This is a genomic window from Rhodoferax sp. GW822-FHT04A08 (assembly GCF_058801025.1).
In genome coordinates, this window is record NZ_JBXAMW010000001.1 from 42,662 (window position 1) to 67,235 (window position 24,574).

The 24,574-nt window shown below is 61.7% G+C and carries 23 protein-coding genes; 9 read left to right on the forward strand and 14 right to left on the reverse strand.

Annotation, left to right across the window (positions count from 1 at the left end; translation table 11 throughout):
- Positions 1-23: 23 nt before the first annotated feature.
- A complete protein-coding gene (locus tag AC1RMF_RS00210; protein WP_342618167.1) occupies positions 24-623 on the forward strand; it encodes an NUDIX domain-containing protein in 600 nt (199 codons plus the stop codon).
- A 22-nt stretch (positions 624-645) separates the two neighbouring features.
- Positions 646-1,095 carry a DUF1178 family protein gene (locus AC1RMF_RS00215; RefSeq protein ID WP_342618166.1) on the forward strand — a complete coding sequence of 150 codons (450 nt, stop codon included), beginning with the start codon at positions 646-648 and terminating at the stop codon, positions 1,093-1,095.
- Positions 1,096-1,136: 41 nt separating this feature from the next.
- Here AC1RMF_RS00215 and AC1RMF_RS00220 read toward each other — a convergent pair whose 3' ends face one another.
- The 13 genes from AC1RMF_RS00220 to AC1RMF_RS00280 form a co-directional block, all read right to left on the reverse strand.
- Positions 1,137-2,465: a Glu/Leu/Phe/Val family dehydrogenase gene (locus AC1RMF_RS00220; protein ID WP_493138626.1), complete on the reverse strand. Its 1,329-nt coding sequence runs from the start codon at positions 2,463-2,465 to the stop codon at positions 1,137-1,139.
- Between the two features lie 126 nt (positions 2,466-2,591).
- Positions 2,592-2,996, reverse strand: coding sequence for a hypothetical protein (locus AC1RMF_RS00225; RefSeq protein ID WP_493138627.1), 405 nt, complete (start codon positions 2,994-2,996; stop codon positions 2,592-2,594).
- A 29-nt stretch (positions 2,997-3,025) separates the two neighbouring features.
- Positions 3,026-3,223 (reverse strand): hypothetical protein, encoded by a 198-nt coding sequence (locus AC1RMF_RS00230; RefSeq protein WP_342618163.1) that lies wholly within the window; start codon positions 3,221-3,223, stop codon positions 3,026-3,028.
- Between the two features lie 98 nt (positions 3,224-3,321).
- Positions 3,322-5,097, reverse strand: coding sequence for an ABC transporter transmembrane domain-containing protein (locus tag AC1RMF_RS00235; RefSeq protein ID WP_342618162.1), 1,776 nt, complete (start codon positions 5,095-5,097; stop codon positions 3,322-3,324).
- A 66-nt stretch (positions 5,098-5,163) separates the two neighbouring features.
- On the reverse strand, positions 5,164-6,300 hold the full coding sequence (locus tag AC1RMF_RS00240; protein ID WP_493138629.1) for a lipocalin-like domain-containing protein: 1,137 nt from the start codon (positions 6,298-6,300) through the stop codon (positions 5,164-5,166).
- A gap of 10 nt (positions 6,301-6,310) precedes the next feature.
- A complete protein-coding gene (locus AC1RMF_RS00245; RefSeq protein WP_342618160.1) occupies positions 6,311-7,291 on the reverse strand; it encodes a M48 family metalloprotease in 981 nt (326 codons plus the stop codon).
- Positions 7,291-7,872, reverse strand: a complete 582-nt coding sequence (locus AC1RMF_RS00250; RefSeq protein WP_342618159.1) for an SH3 domain-containing protein — start codon at positions 7,870-7,872, stop codon at positions 7,291-7,293. Before AC1RMF_RS00250 ends, AC1RMF_RS00245 begins: the two co-directional genes overlap by 1 nt.
- A gap of 122 nt (positions 7,873-7,994) precedes the next feature.
- Entirely contained in the window at positions 7,995-10,607 is a 2,613-nt protein-coding gene (locus AC1RMF_RS00255) for an FtsX-like permease family protein (protein ID WP_493138632.1), read from the reverse strand.
- Between the two features lie 49 nt (positions 10,608-10,656).
- Complete coding sequence (locus tag AC1RMF_RS00260; protein WP_342618157.1) at positions 10,657-10,998, reverse strand: hypothetical protein; 342 nt, start codon at positions 10,996-10,998, stop codon at positions 10,657-10,659.
- 119 nt (positions 10,999-11,117) lie between these two features.
- Complete coding sequence (locus AC1RMF_RS00265; protein ID WP_493138634.1) at positions 11,118-11,774, reverse strand: ABC transporter ATP-binding protein; 657 nt, start codon at positions 11,772-11,774, stop codon at positions 11,118-11,120.
- The gene (miaA, locus tag AC1RMF_RS00270) at positions 11,771-12,742 is read right to left on the reverse strand and encodes a tRNA (adenosine(37)-N6)-dimethylallyltransferase MiaA (protein WP_493138636.1); all 972 of its coding nucleotides are present in this window, start codon (positions 12,740-12,742) and stop codon (positions 11,771-11,773) included. Before miaA ends, AC1RMF_RS00265 begins: the two co-directional genes overlap by 4 nt.
- Positions 12,729-13,937 (reverse strand): multidrug effflux MFS transporter, encoded by a 1,209-nt coding sequence (locus AC1RMF_RS00275; protein WP_493138638.1) that lies wholly within the window; start codon positions 13,935-13,937, stop codon positions 12,729-12,731. Before AC1RMF_RS00275 ends, miaA begins: the two co-directional genes overlap by 14 nt.
- Positions 13,938-13,955: 18 nt before the next feature.
- On the reverse strand, positions 13,956-15,293 hold the full coding sequence (locus AC1RMF_RS00280) for an MATE family efflux transporter (RefSeq protein WP_493138640.1): 1,338 nt from the start codon (positions 15,291-15,293) through the stop codon (positions 13,956-13,958).
- A gap of 127 nt (positions 15,294-15,420) precedes the next feature.
- On the opposite strand from AC1RMF_RS00280, the gene AC1RMF_RS00285 reads away from it, so the two are divergent.
- The 7 genes from AC1RMF_RS00285 (at position 15,421) to AC1RMF_RS00315 (ending at position 22,514) form a co-directional block, all read left to right on the forward strand.
- Positions 15,421-15,750 (forward strand): DMT family transporter, encoded by a 330-nt coding sequence (locus AC1RMF_RS00285; protein WP_493138642.1) that lies wholly within the window; start codon positions 15,421-15,423, stop codon positions 15,748-15,750.
- Between the two features lie 327 nt (positions 15,751-16,077).
- Positions 16,078-17,256 carry an ABC transporter substrate-binding protein gene (locus tag AC1RMF_RS00290; RefSeq protein ID WP_342621169.1) on the forward strand — a complete coding sequence of 393 codons (1,179 nt, stop codon included), beginning with the start codon at positions 16,078-16,080 and terminating at the stop codon, positions 17,254-17,256.
- Between the two features lie 113 nt (positions 17,257-17,369).
- Positions 17,370-18,245 (forward strand): branched-chain amino acid ABC transporter permease, encoded by an 876-nt coding sequence (locus AC1RMF_RS00295; RefSeq protein WP_342618151.1) that lies wholly within the window; start codon positions 17,370-17,372, stop codon positions 18,243-18,245.
- A gap of 2 nt (positions 18,246-18,247) precedes the next feature.
- Positions 18,248-20,176 carry a branched-chain amino acid ABC transporter ATP-binding protein/permease gene (locus AC1RMF_RS00300; protein WP_493138644.1) on the forward strand — a complete coding sequence of 643 codons (1,929 nt, stop codon included), beginning with the start codon at positions 18,248-18,250 and terminating at the stop codon, positions 20,174-20,176.
- Positions 20,177-20,191: 15 nt separating this feature from the next.
- Positions 20,192-20,914, forward strand: coding sequence for an ABC transporter ATP-binding protein (locus AC1RMF_RS00305; RefSeq protein ID WP_342618149.1), 723 nt, complete (start codon positions 20,192-20,194; stop codon positions 20,912-20,914).
- 166 nt (positions 20,915-21,080) lie between these two features.
- Positions 21,081-21,293, forward strand: a complete 213-nt coding sequence (locus tag AC1RMF_RS00310; RefSeq protein WP_342618148.1) for a hypothetical protein — start codon at positions 21,081-21,083, stop codon at positions 21,291-21,293.
- A 9-nt stretch (positions 21,294-21,302) separates the two neighbouring features.
- Complete coding sequence (locus tag AC1RMF_RS00315; protein ID WP_342618147.1) at positions 21,303-22,514, forward strand: 6-phosphofructokinase; 1,212 nt, start codon at positions 21,303-21,305, stop codon at positions 22,512-22,514.
- A gap of 12 nt (positions 22,515-22,526) precedes the next feature.
- Here AC1RMF_RS00315 and mutL read toward each other — a convergent pair whose 3' ends face one another.
- On the reverse strand, positions 22,527-24,515 hold the full coding sequence (gene mutL, locus AC1RMF_RS00320) for a DNA mismatch repair endonuclease MutL (protein ID WP_493138647.1): 1,989 nt from the start codon (positions 24,513-24,515) through the stop codon (positions 22,527-22,529).
- Positions 24,516-24,574 lie beyond the last annotated feature (59 nt).

Consider the following 24,574-nt stretch of genomic DNA (forward strand, 5'->3'; position numbering starts at 1 on the left):
TTCATTGGCAATAGGGGAATTGATTGAGCAAGCCTGAATACAAGCATCTGGTGGAAACCAGAAAGTCGTCACAAGAGCTGTTCAAGGGCAGCTTTCTGCATGCATTCCGGGATGAGGTGTTTTTGCCGGACGGTGCAGTGGCCACCCGTGAATACGTCGTGCATCCCGGCGCGGTGATGGTGGTACCTCTTTTGCAAGATGCAGATGGCACTTGGAAAGTGGTGCTAGAGCGTCAGTTCCGCTATCCCCTTGGCCAAACCATGATCGAGTTCCCGGCAGGCAAGCTGGACCCCGGGGAGGCGAGTGCTGCGTGTGCCCAGCGTGAATTGCTGGAAGAGACTGGCTATACCGCCACCGAATGGGCCCGCGCCGGCGTGCTGCATCCGGCGATCGCCTATTCGTCGGAATTCATTGATGTCTGGTTTGCGCGCGGACTGGTTGCAGGCGCGCAGCATCTGGATGCAGGAGAGTTTCTGGACGTGTTCACTGCCACGCCTGCCGAGCTGCTGCAATGGTGCATGCAAGGTCAGGTCACTGATGCCAAGACCCTGGCCGCGGCTCTGTGGTTGCAGAATGTGCTTTCCGGCGGCTGGACATTGGACTGGCAGCCGACACAGGGTTGAGCCCATAGGTGAAAATACCCGCATGAAAGTTCTGGATCTGCAATGCTCACACGGCCATACCTTTGAAGGTTGGTTCGCGTCCGAGGACGACTATCTGTCCCAATCCCAGCGCGGCATGGTGCAATGTCCCTTGTGTGGCGACGCATCGGTGCAAAAGAAGCTGAGCGCGCCGCGACTGAACCTTTCGACCCAGCGCCTGGAAAAGACCACCGAGGTGGAGATGGTGAATGGCGCCCAGCCGAATCAGGCGCTGATGGAAGCCTGGCTGGAGCTGTCCCGCAAACTCATCGCTCAAACGCAGGATGTGGGTGACCAGTTTGCCGAGGAAGCACGCAAGATGCACTATGGCGAAAAGGAAGAGCGTGCCATTCGCGGCAAGACCACGCTGGACGAGGCGCGCGCCTTGCTGGACGAGGGCATAGACGTGCTCCCCATGCTCCTGTCACCTGCGGTCAAAGAGACGCTGCAGTAAGCCGGGCAGGGCAGGCTGGCTGGCCCGCCCCCGGGCCGGGATCAGGGATACAGGCCGCGCAGCTCACGCGCACGCAACATGCGTGTGCAGGCCACAATGAAGGTGGCGGTGCGCAAGCTGACCTTCTTCTCCTGCGCCACATGCCAGACGCCGGCAAAGGCTTCCTTCATGATGCGCACCAGACGGGCGTTGATCTCGTCTTCGGTCCAGAAGAAGCTGGAAAAGTCCTGCACCCATTCAAAGTAGCTCACCGTTACGCCACCTGCGTTGGCAATCACGTCTGGCAGCACCAGGATGTTGCGTTCATGCAGGATGTCATCTGCCTCGGGCGTGGTGGGACCATTGGCCCCTTCAATGACCATGCGGGCCTTGATGCGCCCAGCATTCTTGCTGGTTATCTGCTGCTCCAAGGCCGCGGGAATCAGGATGTCGCAGTCTACGTCCCAAAAAGTATCGGGTTCAATGGATTCTGCCTGTGCGAACCCGGCCACACTGCCTTGCGTGGCCACATGGGCCAGCAAAGCCGGCACGTCCAGACCCGCCTCACGGTAGATGGTTCCGCCATGGTCCTGCACCGCGACGATGCGAGCGCCTGCCTGCGCAAACAGCTTGCCTGCGATGCCCCCCACATTGCCAAAGCCCTGCACGGCAACGCGGGCCTTGGAGATATCCATACCCAGGTGATGTGCAGCCTCGGCACCTACGGTAAACACGCCACGGCCCGTGGCTTCCCGCCGGCCCAGGGAACCGCCCAGATCAATCGGCTTGCCCGTCACCACGCCCGTGGCCGTGGCACCTTCGTTCATGGAGTAGGTGTCCATCATCCAGGCCATGATTTGTTCGTTGGTGTTGACGTCGGGTGCCGGGATGTCCTTGGTAGGTCCGATGATGATGCCGATCTCACTGGTGTAGCGGCGTGTCATGCGCTCCAGTTCACCGCGCGACAGCGTCTTGGGATCGACCCGGATGCCGCCCTTGGCGCCACCGTAGGGCACATTGACCGCAGCATTTTTGACTGACATCCAGGCGGATAGGGCCATGACTTCAGACAGCGTGACGTCCTGGTGAAAACGCACGCCACCCTTGCCGGGGCCGCGCGAGGTGTTGTGCTGGACCCGGTAGCCCTCGAAGTGGGCGATGGTTCCGTTGTCCAGTTCAATGGGGACGTCCACGATCAGGGCCCGCTTGGGGCGCTTGAGGGTTTCGGCCCAGCGCGCCAGATGGCCCAGATAGGGGATGACACGATCCACCTGTTGCAGATACACGCCCCAAGGCCCCAGATTGTCCGCCTGCAGATAGGAGGGCAGCGAGTGACCGTAGGGATTGGGAATCTGATTGATGGGTGCCAGATTAGGGGTGTTTGCGTTCATGTTGCTCCAGTGAGTGCTCTTGTGATGCCCGCACTGTATGCCCCTGCCGACCAACTGTCTAAGGCCGGAATAATCTCAAACTATGCAAAAAAATTATGACCTGGCTTGAGGGCACGTGGCGCCGCATCAGGCCGTCTGATCGACAAATCTGCCGCTTTTCGGGTTCTGGCTGAGCGAAGCCCAAGGGTTGCTGCTCGTTTGCAGCGGATTGCTAGGAAAGGAAAAACTGTTGTCTGCGGCCGCAACCACTGGCGCCAGAAAGTCCTGCACCTTCTTGGATTCGGACACTGCGACCTTCTTACGCAGCTGCGAAGCGTAAGTGCTGTCTGCCTGGGCCAACTGGTTGCTCAGAGTGTTCACTTTGGCCTGGCTTTTTTGTGCATCCTGCTCGGCCTGGTCTGCCTCGGTACGCAACTGCTTGGCTTCGGACTCCGCCTCGTCGGCTTCACGGCGCGCCTGTTCCAGCTTGGCACGGCCCTGCCACGCCTGGGCAGAAGGCGTGGCGTAGGTGGTGGCGGTAATGGCGACCATGGTGCGCTTTGCCGTTTTGGGTGTGAAACTCAGGCGACCGCGTTCAGATGCTGCCCCAGCTTTTCGCCGCGCGTGTTGGTGGTGGGTTTGGGCTGGGCGTCGGCAGACTTCTTCGCCGCATTGGCGTCTGGTTGCACTTCAGTGCGGTCCTTTTGTGCGGACTGCTTGGGTTTGCTGCTTTCGGTCGCCTGCACCGGGACCGTGGACTTTGCCTTGACTGGATCCATTGCGCGCTCCTGAAGTGGATAGGGTTACACCGCCAAGTGTACGAGCGCAGAGGCACCAATTCAAGCGCGCAGAGCCCCTTCCACCGGGGCCCGGTGCCTCAGGCGTTGAATTGCAGGGCGGCCAAGCCAGCGTATACACCGCCCAGCGCAACCAGTTGCGCATGGGTGCCTTGCTCCACCAGGCGACCGTGGTCCAGCACCACAATCAGATCGGCCTTTTGCACGGTGGCCAGGCGGTGCGCAATGACCAGCGTCGTACGGTTTTGCATGGCGGACTCCAGTGCTTCCTGCACGACACGTTCACTCTCCGCGTCCAGCGCGCTGGTGGCTTCGTCCAGCAGCAGCAGAGGCGGGTTCTTGAGCATGGCACGCGCGATGGCGATGCGCTGGCGCTGTCCCCCTGAAAGGCGTACGCCGCGTTCACCCAGAAAGGTGTCATATCCCTCCGGCAGGTTGGCGATGAAGGTGTCGGCAAAGGCCGCCTTGGCTGCTGCCCGCACCTCGTCGTCGCTGGCACCCGGTTTGCCGTAGCGGATGTTTTCCATGGCCGTGGTGGAGAAGATGACAGCATCCTGCGGAACAATGCCCACACGCTGGCGCAAGGCGTGCAGCGACATCTTTCGGGTATCGACTCCGTCGAGCACAATGCGGCCGCTTTGCGGGTCATAAAAGCGCAGCAGCAGCTGGAACACCGTGCTCTTGCCCGCGCCGCTGGGACCGACGATGGCCACGGTCTGCCCCGGTTGAATGACCAGCGAAAAATCGCTCAACGCCGCCTGACCCGGCCTGGATGGGTAGTGAAAGCCCAGTGCCTCAAAGGCAATGGCGCTGCCACTGACGGGCATGGGCGCCTCAGTCGGACTGGCTGGCGAGGTCACGGGCGATTGCGTATGGAGCAATTCCATCAGGCGTTCGGTGGCACCCGCAGCCCGCAGCAAATCCCCGTACACCTCGCCCAGCACTGCAAATGCCCCCGCCAGAATGATCACGTAAACCACGGTCTGACCCAGATGCCCCGCGGTGATACGCCCGGCAACTACGGCCTGCGTGCCCTGGTACAGGCCCCACAGCAGCGCTGCAGAAGTGGCAATGATGATGAAGGCCACCAGCACCGAGCGTGCACGTGTGCGGCGCAGGGCGGTGTCAAATGCCTGGCCGGTGGATTGGGTGAAGCGGTCGGATTCACGGTGTTCGGCGGTATAGCTTTGCACCACCGGAATGGCGTTAAGCACCTCAGCCGCAATGGCACTGGAATCGGCCACGCGGTCCTGGCTGGCGCGGGAGAGCTTGCGCACGCGGCGCCCGAACCACAGGCTGGGCAGCACGATGAGCACCAGCACCAGCGCCACTTGCAGCATGACGACCGGGTTGGTCCATATCAGGATGCCCAGTGCGCCCACTCCCATCACGAGGTTACGCAGGCCCATGCTGAGTGAGGAACCCACCACGGTCTGCACCAGCGTGGTGTCGGCCGACAGGCGCGAGAGCACTTCACCGGTCTGCGTGGTTTCAAAAAATTCGGGACTTTGATGCAGCACATGCCGGTACACCGCATTGCGCAAATCCGCAGTGACCCGTTCACCCAGCCAGCTCACCATGTAAAAGCGTGCAGCAGACGTCAACCCCAGCGCCACCGCGACCGCGAACAGCACCGCGAAATGCTCCCGCAAAGCCATGACCTGTTCACCCTTGTTGGCCTGTACCAGGCCTCCGTCGATCAGGCTGCGCAGTGCCAGGGGAAACGCCAGCGTCGCCATGGCTGCCAGAACCAGAAACACCAGAGCCAGGCCAATGCGGCCACGGTAGGGCCTGAGAAACGGCAGAAGACCGGAAAGGGATTTGGGATTGCTGGCTTTGGGGCGTTCTTTGGTCATGGCAGCGAAGGTGGGGGCGATTGCTGCAATAGCAACCGCCAATTTGCAGGGATTGGCAAGCGGGGATCAGCCCTGGAGTCTGAGCGCCGAAGCATATCCGGTCATTTCCAGATATCCACGGCCGACCCGGTGGTTGTTGCTGTCCCACACTTCGCACAGGCCTTCCCAGTAGATCGCGCCCGTGGAGTTACGGCTATCGAGTTCCTGGTTGTCCACCACGGCCTTGACCGTATAGAAATCAGCGGGGGTGCGCACCACCCATTCCACCGGGTAGCGGGCCTGGCTCAGCGGACTTTGCCAAAAGCGTACCGGTTTGAAGATCACCTCGCCCTGGCTGAAGGTGTACTGGGTGACGCCGGAGCGGAACGAGCCGCCATCCCAGATGGCGTTGCCACGGTTGTCGCGCAGACGAAAGGCTGTGAGGGCGCTGCCGTCAAACAGGTTGATGCCCATCCAGTCCCACCCCACGGCGCCACCGGCCAGCATTTCCTCGCTCCACTCATGGTCCAGCCACGCAGTGCCCGTATCCGCCTTGGCGGGCGTGCCTTGCAGCGTCAGTACGCCGCTGGCCTTGAGCTGCGGCAGGCTGTAGTAATAGCTGGACTGGCGCGTATCTGGCCCTTTGCGCGAGAGGCCTTGCTGACCCTGCAGAAGCACTGCCTGGGTGGTGCCAAAGCGCAGGTCCATGGAGAAGTCCTCGGCCGTCACGCGGGCCCGCAGATCGCTTCCCTCACGCAGCAGGGACCAGTCGCGCAGGACGACCCCCGTGTCCAACATGCTGGCCGAAGCATTGTCGGCAGGGTTTTGTCCGGGTGTTTCACCAGACCAGCGGGCGATGCGCTGGTCGTGCCACATGCGCTTGCCCTGTACATCGGTGATGGCCGCATGGGCGAACAGCAGTTGTCGCGCTGCCAGGCGTGATTGCATGCCCTGTGTGCCGTCCACACGGCTGCGAAAGAAGGTGATCTGAAAGCCATGGCTGGCTTCCGGTTGGCCCAGCCAGCCGGTGATGTACCACCACTCTGTCTTGAACTCCGGGTGGGCGCCGGCATCCCGCGGAAACACCAGGTGGCGCGGCCTGACTTCGGCCACCGACGTTGCTGCTGGCGCGGCACGCAGATCGGTAGCGCCCAAGCCAGACCGGGCTGCCAAGGCACCCAGCAAGCCCTTGCCCAACAGGCGTCGACGGCTTGCGTTGGTCATTCAGGAAGCGCTATTTGCTATTCCCCAGCTTGGCCAGTCGGGGTGCCAAGGGCATGGGCGGCGTTCCAGAGAATTGGTCCAGGCGCTGCCCCATGGCGACTTCCAGTTGATCCAGGCGGACTTGGGCCGGTGGATGGGTGCTCATCTGCAAGGTGAACATGGGGTTGTCGGGCGCAGCCGTGCGCAGTTGCGTCAGGACGGCCACCAGACCATAGGGGTCGAAGCCGGCGCGTGTTGCCAAGGCCACGCCATTGCGGTCTGCTTCCAGTTCGTCGCTCTGGTCCAGACCCTTGGAGTAAAGGTCCCGCCCGATATTGAGCAATTGCTCGGACAGGCCGGCTGGCACGTTCTTGCTGAGTTGGCTGGCCACCAGCTTGGTCAACAGACCGGTCTGCGCCGATTTGCGGATCGCCTTGAGATGGTGCTTGGAAATCACGTGGTTGATTTCGTGCGCTAGCACACCGGCAAGTTCGGACTCGTCCTTGAGCGAATCAATCAGCCCCTTGGTCACAAAGATGTAGCCACCGGGGGCGGCAAAGGCGTTGTAGCCGTTGTCATCCAACACGGTAAACGTCCAGGGCAGGTCCGGACGCGAGGATTGCAGGCTGATCCAGCGTCCCAGCCGGTTGACGTAGCGCTGCAGCGCCATGTTGGGATGCATGGGTTTGGCACCCAGCAACACCGCGGCCAGGTTGCGTCCGATTTCGATTTCCTTGGGCTCGTCGATCTGGTCCAGTGACTGCGTCAGCAGGCCAACCAGATCTTGCCCTTCGGACTTGGCGTTGTTGGTCGGCGCAGCATTGTTGCTGCCGTTGAGGTTGAGCAGCTTGCCCAGACCTTCGGAATTGCTGCTGTTGGAATTGTTGCCGGACTTGCCCAGGTTTTGCAGCAATCCCCCCAGGGCCGATCCCAGATCCTGAGCTTGTGCACCGCTCAGCAGGGCACAGCTCAATCCCAGCGCGAGTGTGAGAGTTGGTATGGCGCGTTTCATCAGTTTCTCCGTTTGCCGGTGCCAAATACGTCATCCCCAGCCGGGGCCGCCGCCGGAGGTTGCGGCGCAGGAAGTGGGTCCACCGCCCTTGCCGTCAATTGTTCGTCGCTGGCAAAGCGTTTGGCTTGTGCCGCGTCCACACGCAGGCCTTCGGCCTGCTTCAAGGTCTGCATATTGGGTTGCGAATTGGCAATGTCCTCGGCGCCCAGGCCGCGTATGCCCACGGTGGATGTGGCAGTAGTGGTGGTCTTGGCGCCGTTGTTGACAAAGAAGTTGGTCAGCCCGCGCAAGGCACCGCTGGCGCCGCCGCCTGAACTGGCGGTGGACGCTGCCGAACCCACGTCGAACATATGGATCCAGCCGACCTGTCCGGCATCGGTCTTGACGTGCATCCACGGGCCCTGACGTTCAGGCAGGCGCGTGATCTGTGTTTGTGCTGGCAGGGAGATCACCGTCGGTGTGGTTTCTGAAGGGCCTTGCCGCAATTCGGCGGCGCGTTTGACCATCAGGGTCTCGGTTTGAGCATGTGCCCCCCACGCCACCAGAGCGGCGCAGGCAAGGGCAATCGACTTCCATCGCATGTTGCGTTTCCTTCCCGGAGAGTACAGGGCGCGGCAAAGCCATCAGCCCGTCGTTTATATGGCTGCCATTGTCGGCCATGGCGAGGCCCCAGGCAACCTGAGCCAACCTTCAATCCGACGCATTACCAGTCTTCCTTGACGGCCATCAGCGAGTCGCGACCGGCGGCCGATCGCCCGGACACCCAGGCGGTGATGGTGCCTGCCGCAATAACGGCCACAGAAAGCGTTAGCATACGTAACCACGGAATGGTGAGCTCCATGGTCCAGTGAAAGCTTTGCGGATTGACCACGTGCACCAGCACCACGGATACGGCCAGGCCGAGCAGCACACCTGCCAGTGCGCCCAACGCGGTCCATGTCGCGCCCTCCATGGCAACCACGCGCAGAATCTGCCGCCGAGTCAGCCCCAGATGGGCGAGCAACCCGAACTCCTTGCGCCGTGCCAATACCTGTGCACTGAAGCTTGCCGCCACGCCAAACAGGCCTATACCCACTGCCACCGCCTGTAGCCAGTAGGTGACGGCAAAGCTGCGATCAAAAATCTTCAGCGTGATGGCACGTATTTGCGCTGCCGAGCCGAATTCCAGCAACTGACCCGCATGGCCGCCGCCCGCGGGGTCCAGTCGGTCGGCCAGATCGCGCAGGGTTTGTTCCACGCCATCCACGCTGGCTTCGGGTGTGAGCCAGAACGCAATGTCGTTGACCCGGGTGTCATCGCTGAGCCGGGCAAAGTCAGCCCGGTCCAGTGCAATGCTGCCGAACTGGCGGGCGTAGTCACGCCATACACCGGCCACGAAAAATACCGGCGCGGCAGCGGAGCCTGGGTGAGGGGCTGCGGCAAATATCTTCTCCAGGGGCGTGAATCGGGTGCCCGTCCGCGCGCCGTACAAATCCACCATGGCTTCGCTCACATAGATGCCAATCTGTCCTACGGGCACCGGCAACGCTTCTCCCACCAGCGGCAGGCCCAGCACACCGCTTGCAGGGTCGCGCAGGCTGCGCACCATGAGGGCAACCGCAGGGCGCGAATCGTCCAGGTTCAAAGGCACGTTGCGCTGCACGCTGACGCGCTCCACGCCTGGCACATGCGATGCAGCCTGCACGAAGGCGGCATCGAAGTAGCTCAGCTCATTGGCGCTGCCATGCACGGCGCTGCGCACGTAGAGGGATGCAGGCAGCACGGTGTCCAGCCAGCTGGTCACGGAAAGCCGGAAGCTGCTCACCATGACGGTCAACGCCACGGCCAGACTGAGGGAGGCAACCACGCCGCTGACGGCCACGGCCGCACTCTCCCGCACGCGGCGCGCGCGCTCCACGGCGAGCATGGGCAAGGCCTTGTGGGCCACCCAAGGCGCCAGCCGATCCAGTACCACGCCCACCAGCCAGGGTAGGGCGACGATGCCGCCCATCAGCAACAGGCCCACGCTGACGTAGGCCGCCAAGGGCACTCCAGCCACGGGTGGCATCAAGGCCAGCAAGACACCCGTCAACAGTACCAGCGGTCCGACCCAGGCGCGCTGGTGCCGCGCCAGCGAGGCACCGAGCCCCTTGAGTGTTTGCGCCGGGGGCAGCGCCTGAGCCAGGCGGGCAGGCCACCAGGCTCCCAGGAGGGCCGTGGCAACGCCCAGGGTGGCGAAGACCATGGCAGCGACATAGCTCCACTGCAATGCTGGCGCAGCGCCGGAAAAATAACCGCCACCCAAATCCCCGCCCAGCAGTCGAAGCGCTGTGGCGGCCAGCCCGGTCCCCAGCGCGATACCCAGTGCACTGCCCAAAAGCCCCAGCACGGCGGCCTCGAGCAGGACCAGTTGTAGCCGTTGGCGCCCGGTCAGGCCCAGCACGCCCAGCAAGGCAAACTGCTGTGCCCTGCGCGACACACTCAAGGCCAATACGGAAAACACCAGAAAGCCGCCAGTGAACAGGGCGATCAACGCCAGCACCGTGAGGTTGACACGGTAGGCGCGCGAGAGGTTGCCGACGCGCTCGGCCGCATCACCGGGTGGGGATAGCACGACATCCTTGCTCCAGCCGGGTGTGGACTGCACGGCGCGCACGAAAGCGTCTCGGTCGGTGCCGGGCTTGAGGCGTATGTCCACGCGGCTGAGCTGCCCTTGTCTGCCAAAAAAGTCCTGTGCTGCCCCAATGTCCATCACCGCCAGCGGACTGCCACCGGCCCGCACCGTGCCTTCCACCCGCGCAGACTTCAGTTGCATACCCTGCTGCAGGTTCACTTGGGTGCTGCCCAGACGCAGGCTGGCCATTGCATTCAGGAATACCGTGTCGGGAGCAAACAGGGCCATGCGACCGTCATTGCCCGACGGCAGTGGCATAAGGTCCGGCGCCAGCAGGCCCATCTGCAAGGCGTCCACGGCGACGATGCGCAGCAGCTGACGTTGTGGCGGTTTGCCGCCGGTGCCGTCGAGTAGGGCGTAGGTGCTGAGCTCCAGCACCGGTGCTGCAATGGAAACCTCAGGGCGTTGCAGCAAGGTGGACAGGATCGCTTCACTGAATTCGGCATTGACCGATGTACTGCGCAACTCCAGATCTGCCTTTCCATCCACGGAACGCACCGCCTGCGAGAACTCGGCCAGTGCGGACGCGTTGATCAGGTGGACGGCAAATGCCAGTGCCACACCCAACATGACAGACACCACGGCGGCCACATTGCGCCAAGGGTGGTGCAAAAGCTCCTGCAGGGAAAACGTCTTGAGCAGTGGCCACAAAGGGGAAAACATCCCCGCATTGTGCGGGTTTGCGGGCGCGCCCGTGGTGCCACGCCCAAACCTAGTTTCTGCGTTGGCTGCTGGCGAACTGGGCAGCGGGCACGTGGCCGCGAAACAGCTCGGTAATGGCTTGAATCTTTCGGGTGGCCAAGGTCTCACCGCAATAGTCACACAGCAGGTGCATGACTTCGCTACGCAGATACCACAGCGACTGTATGTCGGGCGCATTCATGACTTTGCGCCATACCGGGCGCTGCGTGCAATGGCGGTCCAGGTAATCGGCCATGCAATCCATCATGCGTGCGCGTATCAGTTCGGTCTGGGAAGGAGCTTGCGTTTCGACATCCGCATCACGCAGGAGCCCCAGCAGGCTCGATGAAAAGCGTGAAATTTTCCAGCTCATGGGTCGGGTTTCCTCCAGTCCCGCCGAGCTTAATTGCTGCCCGCGGGAAATGGCCTGCCCAAGGTGTAACAGTCTGTGAGAATCCGCGGCAATTGCAACCGGCGCCCAGGCCGCATGCCCTAGCCAGCAAGCGGCTGCAGACCGTCGGCACGCAGTTGCAGAGCACGGTCCGCCTGTTCCGTAGCGGCTACCGAATGGGTGACCAGGACCAGGGAGGCGCCGTGGGCCCGGCATTGGTCCACCAGCGCGCGCATGACCAAGGTTGCCGTGGTCGGATCCAGATTGCCGGTGGGCTCGTCTGCCAGCAACAGGCGCGGCTTGTGCACCAGTGCACGGGCGATGGCCACCCGCTGTAACTGACCGCCACTGAGCTGCTGCGGCAGCCTCCGACCCAGCATGCCCATACCCATGGCATCGAGCATGGCCTGCACCCGTGCGTCGTCGGGCCGGTTGAGCAGCAGCAAGGGCAGGGCAATGTTCTGTGCCACGTCCAGATGCGGCAGCACGTGGAAAGCCTGGAAGACAAAGCCCACCTTTTCACGACGCAGCAGCGCGCGTGCGTCTTCGTCCAGTGTGGCGAGGTCCGTGCCTTGGAGTTGCACGCTGCCGCTGTCCCAATGGTCCAGGCCGGCCATGCAATTGAGCAAGGTGGATTTGCCCACGCCCGATTCCCCCACGATGGCTACAAACTCGCCTGGCGCCACGTCCAGCGTCACGTTGGCAAACACCGGTGTATCGCCATAGTGTTTGCTCAAGTTTCGAATGTGCAGGGTCATGGTGTGGGATGGTGCGCCCGGCAGGCCAAATCCACCTGGTGCAGTACGTGGCTCAGTGCATCTTGCTGATCGCAGGCCACGATGTGACGCTGCGGCATGGAGCGCAGCCAGGTGATCTGGCGTTTGGCCAATTGGCGCGTGGCAAAAATGCCCTTGTCGCGCAGCTCGGCCATGGGCCACAGGCCATCCAGCGCCTCCCAGGCCTGACGGTATCCCACGCAGCGCATGGAGGGCAGATCGATATGCAGGTCACCGCGCGCGCGCAGTGCCACGACCTCTTTCAGGAAACCTGCCGCCAGCATGGCGTCAAAACGCTGCGCAATGCGTGCGTGCAGCCAAGCGCGGTCGGTGGGCTCCAGGGAAATCAGGGCGCCGGTGTGCACGTTCGCGTCGCCTTCGGATTGCCGCGCATGAAAATGCGAGAGTGGCAGCCCGCTGACGCGAAACACTTCCAGCGCACGCTGGATGCGCTGGCTGTCCGCCGGCGCCAGGCGCTGTGCGGTAACGGGGTCCACCAACGCCAGTTGGGCATGCATGGCGGGCCAGCCTTTTTCCAGGGCTTCCTGCGAGAGGGCCTCACGTACGGCTGCATCGGCCGGTGGCATGTCGTCCAGTCCGTCAAACAAGGCCTTGAAGTACAGCATGGTGCCGCCCACCAGCAAGGGCAGTTTGCCGCGCGCCTGGATGTCCCGCATCAGTGCGCGGGCATCACGCACAAATTCGGCCGCGCTATAGGCCTGCAAAGGGTCGCGGATGTCGATCAGATGGTGGACTACGGCGGCACGCTCCTCAGCGCTCGGCTTGGCGGTGCCTATGTCCATGCCGCGGTAGACCAGCGCAGAGTCCACGCTGATGATTTCCACGTCCCAGCGCCTGGCGATTTCCAGCGCGGCTGCGGTCTTGCCCGAAGCAGTTGGCCCTGCCAGCGCGATGTGAAAGGGCAGGGGTGCGGACTCAGTTCTCGCCATAGCGTTGCACCAGGGTCCAGGCGCTCAGGACCAGTAGCACACTCCAAAAGCCCATGCCCCAGGCCAGTGGCAACACGCTTCCATCCATATGCGTGCCCAACCATTGCCCGGTGAAAAAAGCTGCCAGCATCATCAGAAAACCATTCATGGCAGAAGCTGCGCCAGCCGCTTGCGGGAAGGGGCCTACCGCACCACTTTGCCCACAGGGCTGGTGTATGCCATGACCGAAGATGAAGGCGCTCATGGGCAACATGATGGCCCAACCCGCGCGAAAGCCCAACCAGGCCAGCAAGGGCATGCCGATGCCGCAGGCCAGCGAAGCCAGCCCAGCCCAGGCCACCGTGCGTCGTACGCCCAGATGACGCACCATGCGGCGGCATGCAAATGTGCCGGCCAGGTAGATGGAGGAGTTCAGGAACATGGTCAGACCATATTGCGTGGTGGTGAAGCCCAGTACCTTGATGTAGACGAAGGACGATGCTGCCAGAAAGGTGAAGAGTCCGCCGTAGGAGCACAGTGAGAGTGCCGAGAAGGCAACGAATTCCGGGTTGCGCAGAATGTGCAGCCAGGTGCGCAACAAGGTTCGCCACTCCAGTGCGCGCGGATTTTTTTGGGGCACGGTCTCTTCAAAGCGCAAGGCGATCAAGACCAGAGCCAGCGCGCCAAACGCGGCCAGCGCCGACAGGGCCGCATGCCAACCCCACAGCGCGGTCAGCATGCCCCCCAGCGGCGCTGCAATGCAGGCCAGAACGCCCAGGCCGCTCAAGCCCTTGGACATGGCGGTGGCGCCTTGTGCCGGCGCATACAGGTCACGCACGATGGCGCGTGCGCACATCACGGCAGCACCCATGGCAATGCCTTGCAGCGTGCGCCAGTAGATCAGTTGCTCCATGGTGGACACCAGCGCACAGGCGATGGACGCCACCAGGTAGGCCAGCAGGCCAACCAGCAGAACCGGCCTGCGCCCGAAGCGGTCAGACACCGGGCCCCACACCAGCTGCGAAGCGCCAAAAGCCAGCAGCAGGGCAGAGAGCGTGAGCTGGGCCTGCGCCATGCTGGCCCCCAGGTCTTGTGTGAGACCGGGCAGGGCCGGCAGATAGAGATCGGTGGTGATGGGTTGCAGGCCCAGCAGCATGGAAAGCGTCAAGACCACCATGGCGGTGGACATGCGGTTGTGGGCGGGAGTGTCGGTCATGGCTATAGGCTGCATGGGTCAGCTCGCAAGAACGCGTTTGCGCGTTACGTTGTGCAGCATGAACGCCAGGCCGGTGGCAGCGACGGTCAGGCCGACTACCAGCGCAATCCAGAATCCCTGCGCTTGCATGGGCTGCGCTGGCGCAAAAGGCAGCCACTGCGGCGCTAACCCCAACACCACGCCCAGGGGTAGTGAAAAACCCCAGAAGGCCGCCAGATGCAGCACCATGGGCGAGCGCGTGACCTTGTAGCCGCGGATGGCACAACTCAGGACCACCTGTGTGCAGTCGGATATCTGGAACAGGGCGGCAAAGAGCAGCAGGTGCGCGGCCACTGCCGCAACAGTGGCGTCACTGGTATAGGCAGACGCAATGCCATGACGCATCAGTGCCATGCCGGCCGCCGACAGGATGGCAAAGGCCAGCGACACGCCCACCCCGACCCAGGCGCGAAAGCGCGCTGTCACCGGGTCCTGTGCCCCCAGACTCTGCCCCACGCGGGTCAGCAGGGCCAGCCCCAGACTGAGCGGCACCATGAAAGTCAGCGAGGTGAAGTTCAATGCAATGGCGTGCGCTGCCACCTGGGCACTGCCAAACTTGGCAACCATGAGCGCGATCAGGCTGAAGGCGCTGGTTTCGGCAAAGTAGGTCACGCCTATGGGTAATCCCAGGCGGAACAGGCTGCGCAGCTTGGCGGCATTGGGTCCTTCAAAGTGGGTGAACGGCCAGGTTCGGCGGTAGGCGGGGCTTAGCCGCATCCACAGCAACATGGCACCCAGGTTGAACCACACGCACAGCATGGTGGACCAGGCGCAGCCCACGCCGCCCAGGGCAGGAAAGCCCCCGTTGCCAAAGACCAGCAACCAGTTGATGCAGCCATTGAGCAGCAATGCCACCAGGGCAATCACCATCATGGGCTTGGTCTGGTTGATGCTGGTGCTGTAGCCGTACAGCACGCGGTAGCAGGAGAAGGCCGGCAGGCCGAAGCTGGCGACGTGCACAAAGTCCTTGGCCACCGCACGCACCTTGGGCTCCAGGTTCATGACATCAAATACCTGGGCCGCCAGATTGGCGATGCCGAAAGCCAGCAGCCCCACTGCCAGAGCCTTCCACAAACCTTGGCGCACCAGGTGGGGAATGGCATGATGCTCTTCGGCACCCACGTGGTGGGCCACTAGCGGATTGATGGACATCAACAAGCCCATCAAGGTGAGCATGGTCATGTTCCAGATGGACACGCCCAGTGACACGCCGGCCAAGTCCTGCGCGGACGCGTGCCCTGCCATGGCCACGTCGGTAACAGACATGCCAACCGTGGCCAGTTGCCCGATCAGAATGGGCCAGGCTAGGTGCCACAAGGAGCGTATTTCTGTCAGAACGCGTCGGTTGCGAGGAAGGCGCGCGGCATGCGTAGTTGTAGAGTCGGGAGGGAGGGTCATCAGCCGGATGATTCTAGTGGGCCGTTGCATCAAGGCGGGATAAAGCATGAACTGGTTGTATCTGGCAGTTGCCATCGTTTTGGAAGTCATAGCCACTTCGGCGCTGAAGGCGTCCGATGGCTTTACCAAATTGCTGCCCTCCGTGCTGGTGGTGTTGGGCTATGCCGCCGCCTTCTACACTTTGTCGCTGACCCTGCGCACCATGCCTGTGGGCGTGGTCTATGCGGTGTGGTCGGGCGTGGGTGTGGTGCTGATCACGCTGGTGGGCTGGCTGCTGTTCAATCAGGAGCTGGATGTACCCGCGTTCATCGGCATTGGATTGATCTCTTCAGGCGTCATCGTTCTCAACTTCTTTTCTCGGGCAGTGCCGCACTAAATCTGTGCGAGTCTCCCCGGCGACAGGGGTTAACCCTTAAGTATTTTGACGATTAATTTTTTTGGGCTTGCCACTGAAAATTTCTCAAGGCAAATAAGTGCCTTTTGCTATCGGCAAGCAAAAAGAACGACGGCGAAGTTTGATAAATTCGTTTAGATTACTGCATCGACCCGAACATCAGATTTGGGCGTTGACGGCAACAGTCAGCAAGCTGGTTGGCAAGCACGTCGCAGGATTTATTTTCAATATGGAGACAACATGACATTTCAATTCGCCAAACGCGCCTCCCTTATCGCCATTTCCACTGCCATCCTCGGTTTTGCCGGCATGGCACAGGCTGCAGACCCCATCAAGATCGGCGTATCTGGCCCCTTCACCGGTGGTTCTTCTTCCATGGGGGTGAGCATGCGTGACGGCGTCAAGCTGGCCGTGGATGAAATCAACAAGGCTGGCGGTGTGCTGGGTCGGCAATTGCAAGTCGTCGAGCGTGACGACGAGGCCAAGAACGAGCGTGGCGTGCAAATCGCGCAAGAACTGATCAACAAGGAAAAGGTCACCGCGACCGTGGGCTTCATCAACACCGGTGTGGCCCTGGCTTCGCAACGCTTCTACCAGGAAGCCAAGATTCCCGTCATGAACAACGTGGCCACCGGCTCCGTCATCACCCACCAGTTTGATGACCAGCCCGAAAACTACATCTTCCGCAATGCCGCGCACGATAGCATCCAGGCCCCCATGATCGTGGAAGAGGCCATTGCCAAGCGTGGCTTCAAGAAGGTCGCCATCCTGGCTGACAGTACCAACTACGGACAGCTCGGCCGCGCCGACCTGGAGGCCGCGCTCAAGCTCAAGGGTATTTCGCCAGTGGCTGTAGAGAAGTTCAACATCAAGGATGTGGACATGACGGCACAGCTGCTCAAGGCCAAGGAAGCCGGTGCAGAAGCCATCCTGACCTACGGCATCGGACCTGAGCTGGCACAGATTGCCAACGGCATGACCAAGCTGGGCTGGAAAGTTCCCATGGTCGGCAGCTGGACCCTGTCTATGGCCAACTACATCGACAACGCCGGCCCCGGTGGAGAAGGTGCACGCATGCCGCAAACCTTTATTCAAGAACCTACAACGCCCAAGCGTCAATCCTTCATCATCAACTACCTGAAGACCTTCAACCCCAAGAATGCCCGCATCGACTCGCCTGTGTCGGCAGCGCAGGGTTATGACTCCATCTACCTGCTGGCCGCCGCCATCAAGCAGGCCAATTCCACCGAAGGCCCGAAGATCAAGGCCGCACTGGAAGACCTGAAGGCTCCGGTTGAAGGCGTGGTGACCACTTACAACAAGCCCTTCACCGCCAAGGACCATGAAGCCATCACCGCCAACATCCCCGTGTTCGGTGAAGTCAAGGGCCAGCGCGTGGTGTACGCCTATGAAGCCGACTTCAAGAAGGCTTCCGAAGTGCGTGTGAAGGACGTGAACGCCAAGGGCGCTCTGGTCATCAAAAAATAAGCCTCGCATTGCTGGCAATGCTCCGGGCATCGCCCCAGTCCACAAGGCTGGCGCGGTGCCTTTTTTCAGCCGGAGCGCAGTTCATTCACTGATTTTTTGCAAGAGACCCACTTATGGAAATCCTGTTACAACTTGTCTATAGCGGTATTGCGCTGGGCATGATTTACGCGGTCATTGCCTTTGGCTACCAACTGACCTTCCAGACCTCCGACACCTTGAACTTCGGTCAGGGTGATGCGCTCATGCTGGGTGCCATGGTGGGGCTGACACTGGTCAACAAGGGTATGAACTACTGGGCCATGCTGCCGGTGGTGATTGTGTTTGGTCTGGTACAAGGTGCGGTGGTAGAGCGCATCGGTGTGGCTCCCGCCATCAAGATCAAGAGCGAGTTCGGCTGGATCATGTCCACCATCGCGCTGGGCATCATCTTCAAGAATGTGGCTGAGAACATCTGGGGTCGTGACGACCTGAAGTTCCCTTCGCCCCTGCCGGAATCTCCCATGAAGTTCCTGGGCGCCAATGTGCTGCCCATGGAAGTGCTGGTGGTGGTAGGTGCGGTGCTGATGATGCTGGCGGTGGAGTTCTTCAACCGCAAGACCATTTACGGCAAGGCCGTGGTTGCCACCTTCAATGACCGTGACGCGGCCAAGCTCATGGGTATCAATACCGGGCTGGTGATCACCTTCTCCTACGCGCTGTCGTCCGCCACAGCGGCATTTGCCGGCGCATTGATTGCGCCCCTCACATTGACCGGTGCCACCATGGGGGCGGTGCTCGGTCTCAAGGCGTTTGCGGTGGCCATCATCGGCGGCCTGACCAGCGGTATGGGCATCATCGTGGGTGGCATCATCCTGGGTGTGGCCGAGACCACCACCGGCTTCTACCTGTCCACCGGCTACAAGGACGTTCCCGGTCTGGTGCTGCTGCTCTTGGTACTGGCACTCAAACCTTCCGGCTTGTTCGGCAAAACCGCGATCAAGAAAGTCTGAACATGAACAGCAAGTCTCTAATTTCCGGCATCGTTGGTATTGCCGTCCTCGCGGCTGCGCCGCTCTACACCAGCAACCCGTATTACATCCACATGATCGGAACGATCATGATTTACGCCATCCTGCTGTTCGGTCTGGACATTGTGGTGGGGTACACAGGCCAGGTCTCTCTGGGACACGCAGGTCTGTTCGGTGTGGGCTCCTACACGGCTGGCGTGTTCTTCATGAAACTGGGTGCGCCGCTGTGGGTGATCATCCCGGCCAGCATAGGCGTGACGGCAGGCTTCGGTGCGCTGCTGGCCCTGCCGGCCTTGCGGGTGACGGGCCCTTACCTGGCCATGGTGACATTGGCCTTTGGCACCATCATCCAGATCCTGATCAATGAGATGGACTTCCTCACCGAAGGACCTCTGGGCATCAAGATCCCCAAGCCCAGCATTGCGGGAATGCAGCTCAATGAAAACGGTTTCTACTGGACCGTGCTGGCCTTGATGGTGATCTCGCTGGTGGTGGTGGACCGCATTCTCAAGTCCCAGTTGGGGCGCGCCTTCGAAGCCCTGCGTGGCAGCCCGGTCGCGTCGGACTGCATGGGCGTGTCGGTGTATCGCTACAAGGTGTATGCCTTTGTGATCAGTGCCGGCTTTGCCGGTCTGGCCGGCTGCCTGTATTCCTATTCCGAGCAATACATTTCGCCCAATACCTATAACTTTGAGTTGACGGTGCTGTTCCTGCTGGCGGTGATCATGGGCGGACGCAAGTCACGCGTGGGTTCGCTCCTGGGGGCGGCCATCATCGTGATCTTGCCCAAGCTGCTGGATGATCTGGACTTGTTCCGTCAGGTGGCCTCTACGCTGGCGGTGCTGATGCTGGTGGGAGGAGCCATTGCCATTGCTCGCAAGATGACCACGCCCAAGGCCATGGCACTGCCAGTGGTGGGCACGATGGCGCTGGCGGGCTTTTCCTTCTGGCTGCAGTCGATTACCGATTGGCGCCTATCCATCTTCGGTTTGATGATCCTGTTCGTGGTGTATTACCTGCAGGACGGCATCGTCGGCTTTGTGCGTACCCTGTTTGTACGCAAGGGTCCGCGCGCCGGCCGTGCCGTGGTGCTGTCCGCTGGCGCCCACAAGGACGCCATCATGAACGCCTCGGCCACGGACGCTGGTAAGGACTTGCTGGTGGCCAAGGGCGTGCTGATGCAGTTTGGCGGTCTCAAGGCCATCAACCAGGTCGACATCTCGGTCAAGCGCGGCACCATCCACGGACTGATTGGCCCCAACGGCTCCGGCAAGAGCACGATGATGAACGTGCTGACCGGTATTTACGTGCCCACAGCCGGCGCCATCGAGTTCGCTGGCCGCTCCGTCGTCGGCCGCACATCCTCCGACATCGCTTTGTCAGGCATTGCACGTACCTTCCAGAACGTGCAGCTATTCGGTGAAATGACGGCGTTGCAAAACGTGCAGGTCGGCTTGCACCACACCTTCCGCAGCAACATCGTGGACGTTGCCCTGCACAGCCCGCGCTACAACCGGGAAGAAGCATCTTCCATTGAGCGTGGCTTGGGATTGATCGAGTTTGTCGGTCTGGCCGATCTGGCCAACGAGGAAGCGCGCAATCTGCCCTATGGCAAGCAGCGCCTGCTGGAAATTGCCCGCGCGCTGGCGTTGGACCCTCAATTGCTGCTGCTCGATGAGCCAGCTGCAGGCCTGACCGCGCCCGACATCAAGGAATTGATCGCCATCATCCGCAAGATCCGTGACCACGGCATCACCGTGATCCTGATCGAGCACCACATGGACGTGGTGATGGGCGTGTGCGACAACGTGTCGGTGCTGGACTTTGGCCAGAAGATTGCCGAGGGCAAGCCCGCTGAAGTGCAGGCCAATGAAAAAGTGATCGAGGCTTACCTCGGTGGCACCGCTGCATAAGAACAGGATTTCACCATGTTGAGTATCAAAAATCTGGCAGCCGGCTACGGCAAGGTGCAAGTGCTGCACGGTATCTCTATTGAAGTGCCCAAGGGCAAGGTGGTCACGCTGATTGGCTCCAACGGCGCGGGCAAGACCACCACCATGCGCGCGGTCTCCGGCATGATCAAACCTACTGCGGGCGAAATCAGCCTGCATGGCAAGCGTGTGGATGGACTGGAGTCCTACACCATTGCCAAGCTGGGGCTGGCCCATTCGCCCGAAGGTCGGCGCGTATTCGCCACCATGAGCGTGACCGACAACCTGATCCTGGGCGCTTTCCCGCGCCTGACCGGAAGCCGCCCCAAAGGGGATGTGCAAGGGGATCTGGAAAAGGCCATGGAGCTGTTTCCCCGCCTGAAAGAGCGTCGCAACCAGTTGGCCGGCACGCTGTCCGGTGGTGAGCAGCAGATGCTGGCCATGGCCCGCGCCGTCATGCTCAACCCCGAGATCGTGCTGCTGGACGAACCCTCCATGGGCCTGGCGCCGATTCTGGTGGAGGAGGTGTTTCGCATCATCGAGGACCTGAAATCCCGTGGCGTAACCATGTTGCTGGTGGAGCAGTTCGCTGCTGCGGCGCTCAAGGTGGCGGACTATGGCTATGTGCTGGAAAACGGCCGTATTTCGGTGCATGGCGAAGCTGCCAAGCTGCGCGACGACCCGGCCGTGAAGGCGGCCTACCTGGGCGGCGGGCACTGATGCTCCCGATGGGGAATGGGTAGGGAAGGGTTTGCTGGAAATCGCTTGAAAAACCGCTGTCAGTCGTTAAACTGCAATTTCTTTCAAATTTTGCGGTCCTTGTGGGCCTGCAGGGTTGAAGGCAAAGGTGGCTCCAAGCCAAATCAAAAATACCCAGTGAATCCACGTGAGTTCCCGCAAGTCCCCCCCACCTGCCTCCGAAGCAGCCCCGGCCAAGGTTGGCCGGGTCCCCGAAAAATCCAAAGCCATGGATCTGGGGCTTGTCGAGCGTAGACGCACTGTCAGACCATTGCCAGTGCCCGATGCGGTGGAGAGCAATGGCGATACCGATTGGGCGACCTTTCAGGCGCTCAGCACCGATCAGCCCGACAAAACCTAACGTACCCCTATGTCCTCTGGAAAAATCCTGGTAGCCCAAGGCGGTGGTCCCACTGCAGTCATCAACCAGTCGCTTGTGGGGGTTGCCTTGGAAGCCAGACGCTTCCAGCAAGTGGCGCACATCTACGGCGCCATGCATGGCGTACGTGGCATCATCAACGAGGACTTTCTGGACCTGACCCAGGAGACCAGCCACAACCTGGAGCTGGTGGCCAACACGCCTTCGAGTGCGCTGGGCTCCACCCGCGACAAGCCCGATGTGCCGTATTGCAAAGAGATCTTCAAGGTGCTGCGGGCGCACCAAATCGGTCACTTCTTCTACATCGGTGGCAACGACTCCAGCGACACCGTGCGCATCGTCAGCGAAGAGGCGCGCAAGGCCGGCTACCCGCTGCGCGCCATCCATATTCCCAAGACCATTGACAACGACCTCGTGGGCAACGACCACACGCCCGGCTTCCCATCCGCCGCACGCTTTGTGGCGCAGGCCTTTGCCGGGGCCAACCTGGACAATGCCGCGCTCCCCGGTGTGTATGTGGGCGTTGTGATGGGGCGCCATGCCGGATTTCTGACAGCCGCATCCGCACTGGGAAAGAAATTCCCTGACGACGGTCCGCATCTGATCTATCTGCCGGAGCGCACTTTTGTGCTGGAACAGTTCCTGGCCGACGTGAAGGCAACCTACGAGCGCTACGGCCGCTGTGTCATTGCAGTTTCCGAAGGCATTCACGACGCCAGCGGTGCGCCCATTGCTACCTTGCTGGCTAAGGATTTGGAGCACGATGCCCATGGCAATGTGCAGTTGTCCGGCAATGGGGCGCTGGCAGATCTGCTGTGCGAGGAGATCAAGAGCAAGCTCAAGATCAAGCGGGTACGTGGTGATACCTTCGGTTACCTGCAGCGTTCCTTCATCGGCTGCGTGTCCGATGTGGACCAGCGCGAGGCGCGCGAGGTTGGCGAAAAGGCCGTGCAGTTTGCCATGTGGGGTGGCAAGGATGGCTCTGTTTCCATCAAGCGCACCGGCTTCTATTCCGTGGACTATGAGCTGCTGCCGCTGGACGCGGTGGCAGGCAAGACCCGCACCATGGAAGACGAGTTCATCGATTCTTCCGGCACCGGGGTGACGGACGCATTCAGGCTCTACCTGCGCCCTTTGCTGGGCTCGGGCATGCCCGACGCATTCCGGCTGCGCAACAACCGCGTACCCAAGGTTCTTTCCTGAAAGGGAAGGGGCCTAGCGGCCGCGCAGGAACAGCGCATCCAGATCGCGCAGGCTGATCTGGCGCCAGGTTGGGCGGCCGTGGTTGCACTGGTCGCTGCGCTCGGTGGCTTCCATGTCGCGCAGCAGGCCGTTCATTTCTTCAATCGTCAGCTTGCGGTTGGCCCTGACGGCACCATGGCAGGCCATGGTGGCCAGCAACTCGTTTTGCGCACGTTGGATCACCGTGCTGGCGTCGTGTTGGCTGAGTTCTGCCAATACGCTGCGTGCCAGCTCCACGGCATCTCCTTGCGCCAACGCGCTGGGCACGGCGCGCACGGCCAGTGTCTTGGGTGAGAACGGTGAAATTTCCAGACCCAGTGTGTGCAGCGTATCGGCATGCGCTTCTGCCGTTGCCACCTCGGTCGGTGTGGCGGCAAAGGTCACGGGAATCAGCAGCGGCTGGCTGGACAGACCCTGCAGCAAGCCGTCCGCTGTGCTGGCTGTGCCCAACTGGTTCTTGAGCCGCTCATAGACGATGCGCTCATGGGCTGCGTGCATATCCACCACCACCAGACCCTGCGCGTTCTCTGCCAGGATATAGACGCCTTGCAGCTGTGCCAGTGCACGGCCCAAAGGCCAGTCTTCGCTGGAAGCCGCGGGGGCAGATGCAGCACCCGTTGCAGGCGTGGATGGCGCGACGGTGGGCGCAGGGCTCTTGGACCACAGGGCGCCCAACTCGCTGACGCGGTGTCCGCCCTGGGGTTGTGTGCCAAAGGACATGCTGGGCTGCGCCGAGTACATCGGCGTGCTGATCGCCTGGTTGGACTCCGGGGCAAATGCCGCCGAACCCAAAGCAGAAGGAGACCAAGTGGGAGAGGGCGTTGCTGCAGTGCCGCCATCTCCTGCGCTTTGCGCCGCCTGTGCGCGCGGCACGGCCAGTGCGTCTTCCACCGCGTGGCGCACAGCCTGGTGCACTTCGCGGCTATCCCTGAAGCGCACCTCGATCTTGGTGGGGTGCACGTTCACGTCCACCCGGGTCGGGTCCATGGCCAGGTAGAGCGCATAGATGGGTTGGCGGTTGCCGTGCAGCACATCCTCATAGGCGCTGCGCGCTGCATGGGTGATGACCTTGTCACGCACAAAGCGGCCATTGACGTAGGCAAACTGCTGGTCTGCGCGTGAGCGTGCGGCGTCGGGGATGCCGGCACGGCCCCAGACGCGCAGCGCGGGTTGTGCGTCGGGGCGTGGCAGTTGCGACGGGTTGCGGCTGACCCATTGGATGCGAATGCTTTGCGCTACAAAGTCGGCACCCAGCACGTCGTGCAGGCGCTGGTCCAACGCGTCCATGGCCTCGGTGGAGTCCGCCACCGGGCCCGTGCTGACGTCATAGGCCACGCACCGGCGCCATTGCTCAATCAGCTTGCCCTCGTGCCAGATGGCAAAGCCCACGTCGGGGCGGGCCAGGGCATGGCGCCGCACGGATTCGATGCAGTGCGCCAGCTCGGTGGCATCGGTCTTGAGGAACTTGCGTCGTGCGGGAGTGCTGTAAAACAGCTCCTTTACTTCCACGGTAGTGCCGGTGCTGCGTGCCACTGGCCGCAATTCACCCGTGCGTCCATCCAGCAGGAACGCTTCTGACGTACCCGCAACCCGGGAAAGAATGGCGCAGTCTGCAATCGCATTGATGGCCGCCAACGCTTCACCGCGAAAGCCCATGGTTGCTACCGACTCTAGATCCAGCAGGCTGCCGATCTTGCTGGTGGCATGGCGCCTGAAGGCAATGGGCAATTCCTCGCGCACGATGCCCATGCCATCGTCCTCGACGCTGATCAGGCGCACGCCGCCAGCCAGCAGGCGCACGGTGATTTGCGTGGCGCCGGCGTCCAATGCGTTGTCCACCAATTCGCGCACGACGGAAGCGGGGCGCTCCACCACTTCACCGGCGGCAATCTGGCTGATGAGTTCGTCGGGCAGCTCGCGTATGGGGCGACGGGGGGAGGGGGATGAGAGGACGGCGTTCACCCAGCCATTTTAGGGCGATGGCCGGGTGTCACAGGAGCGGCAAACAAGCCAGAGATAAT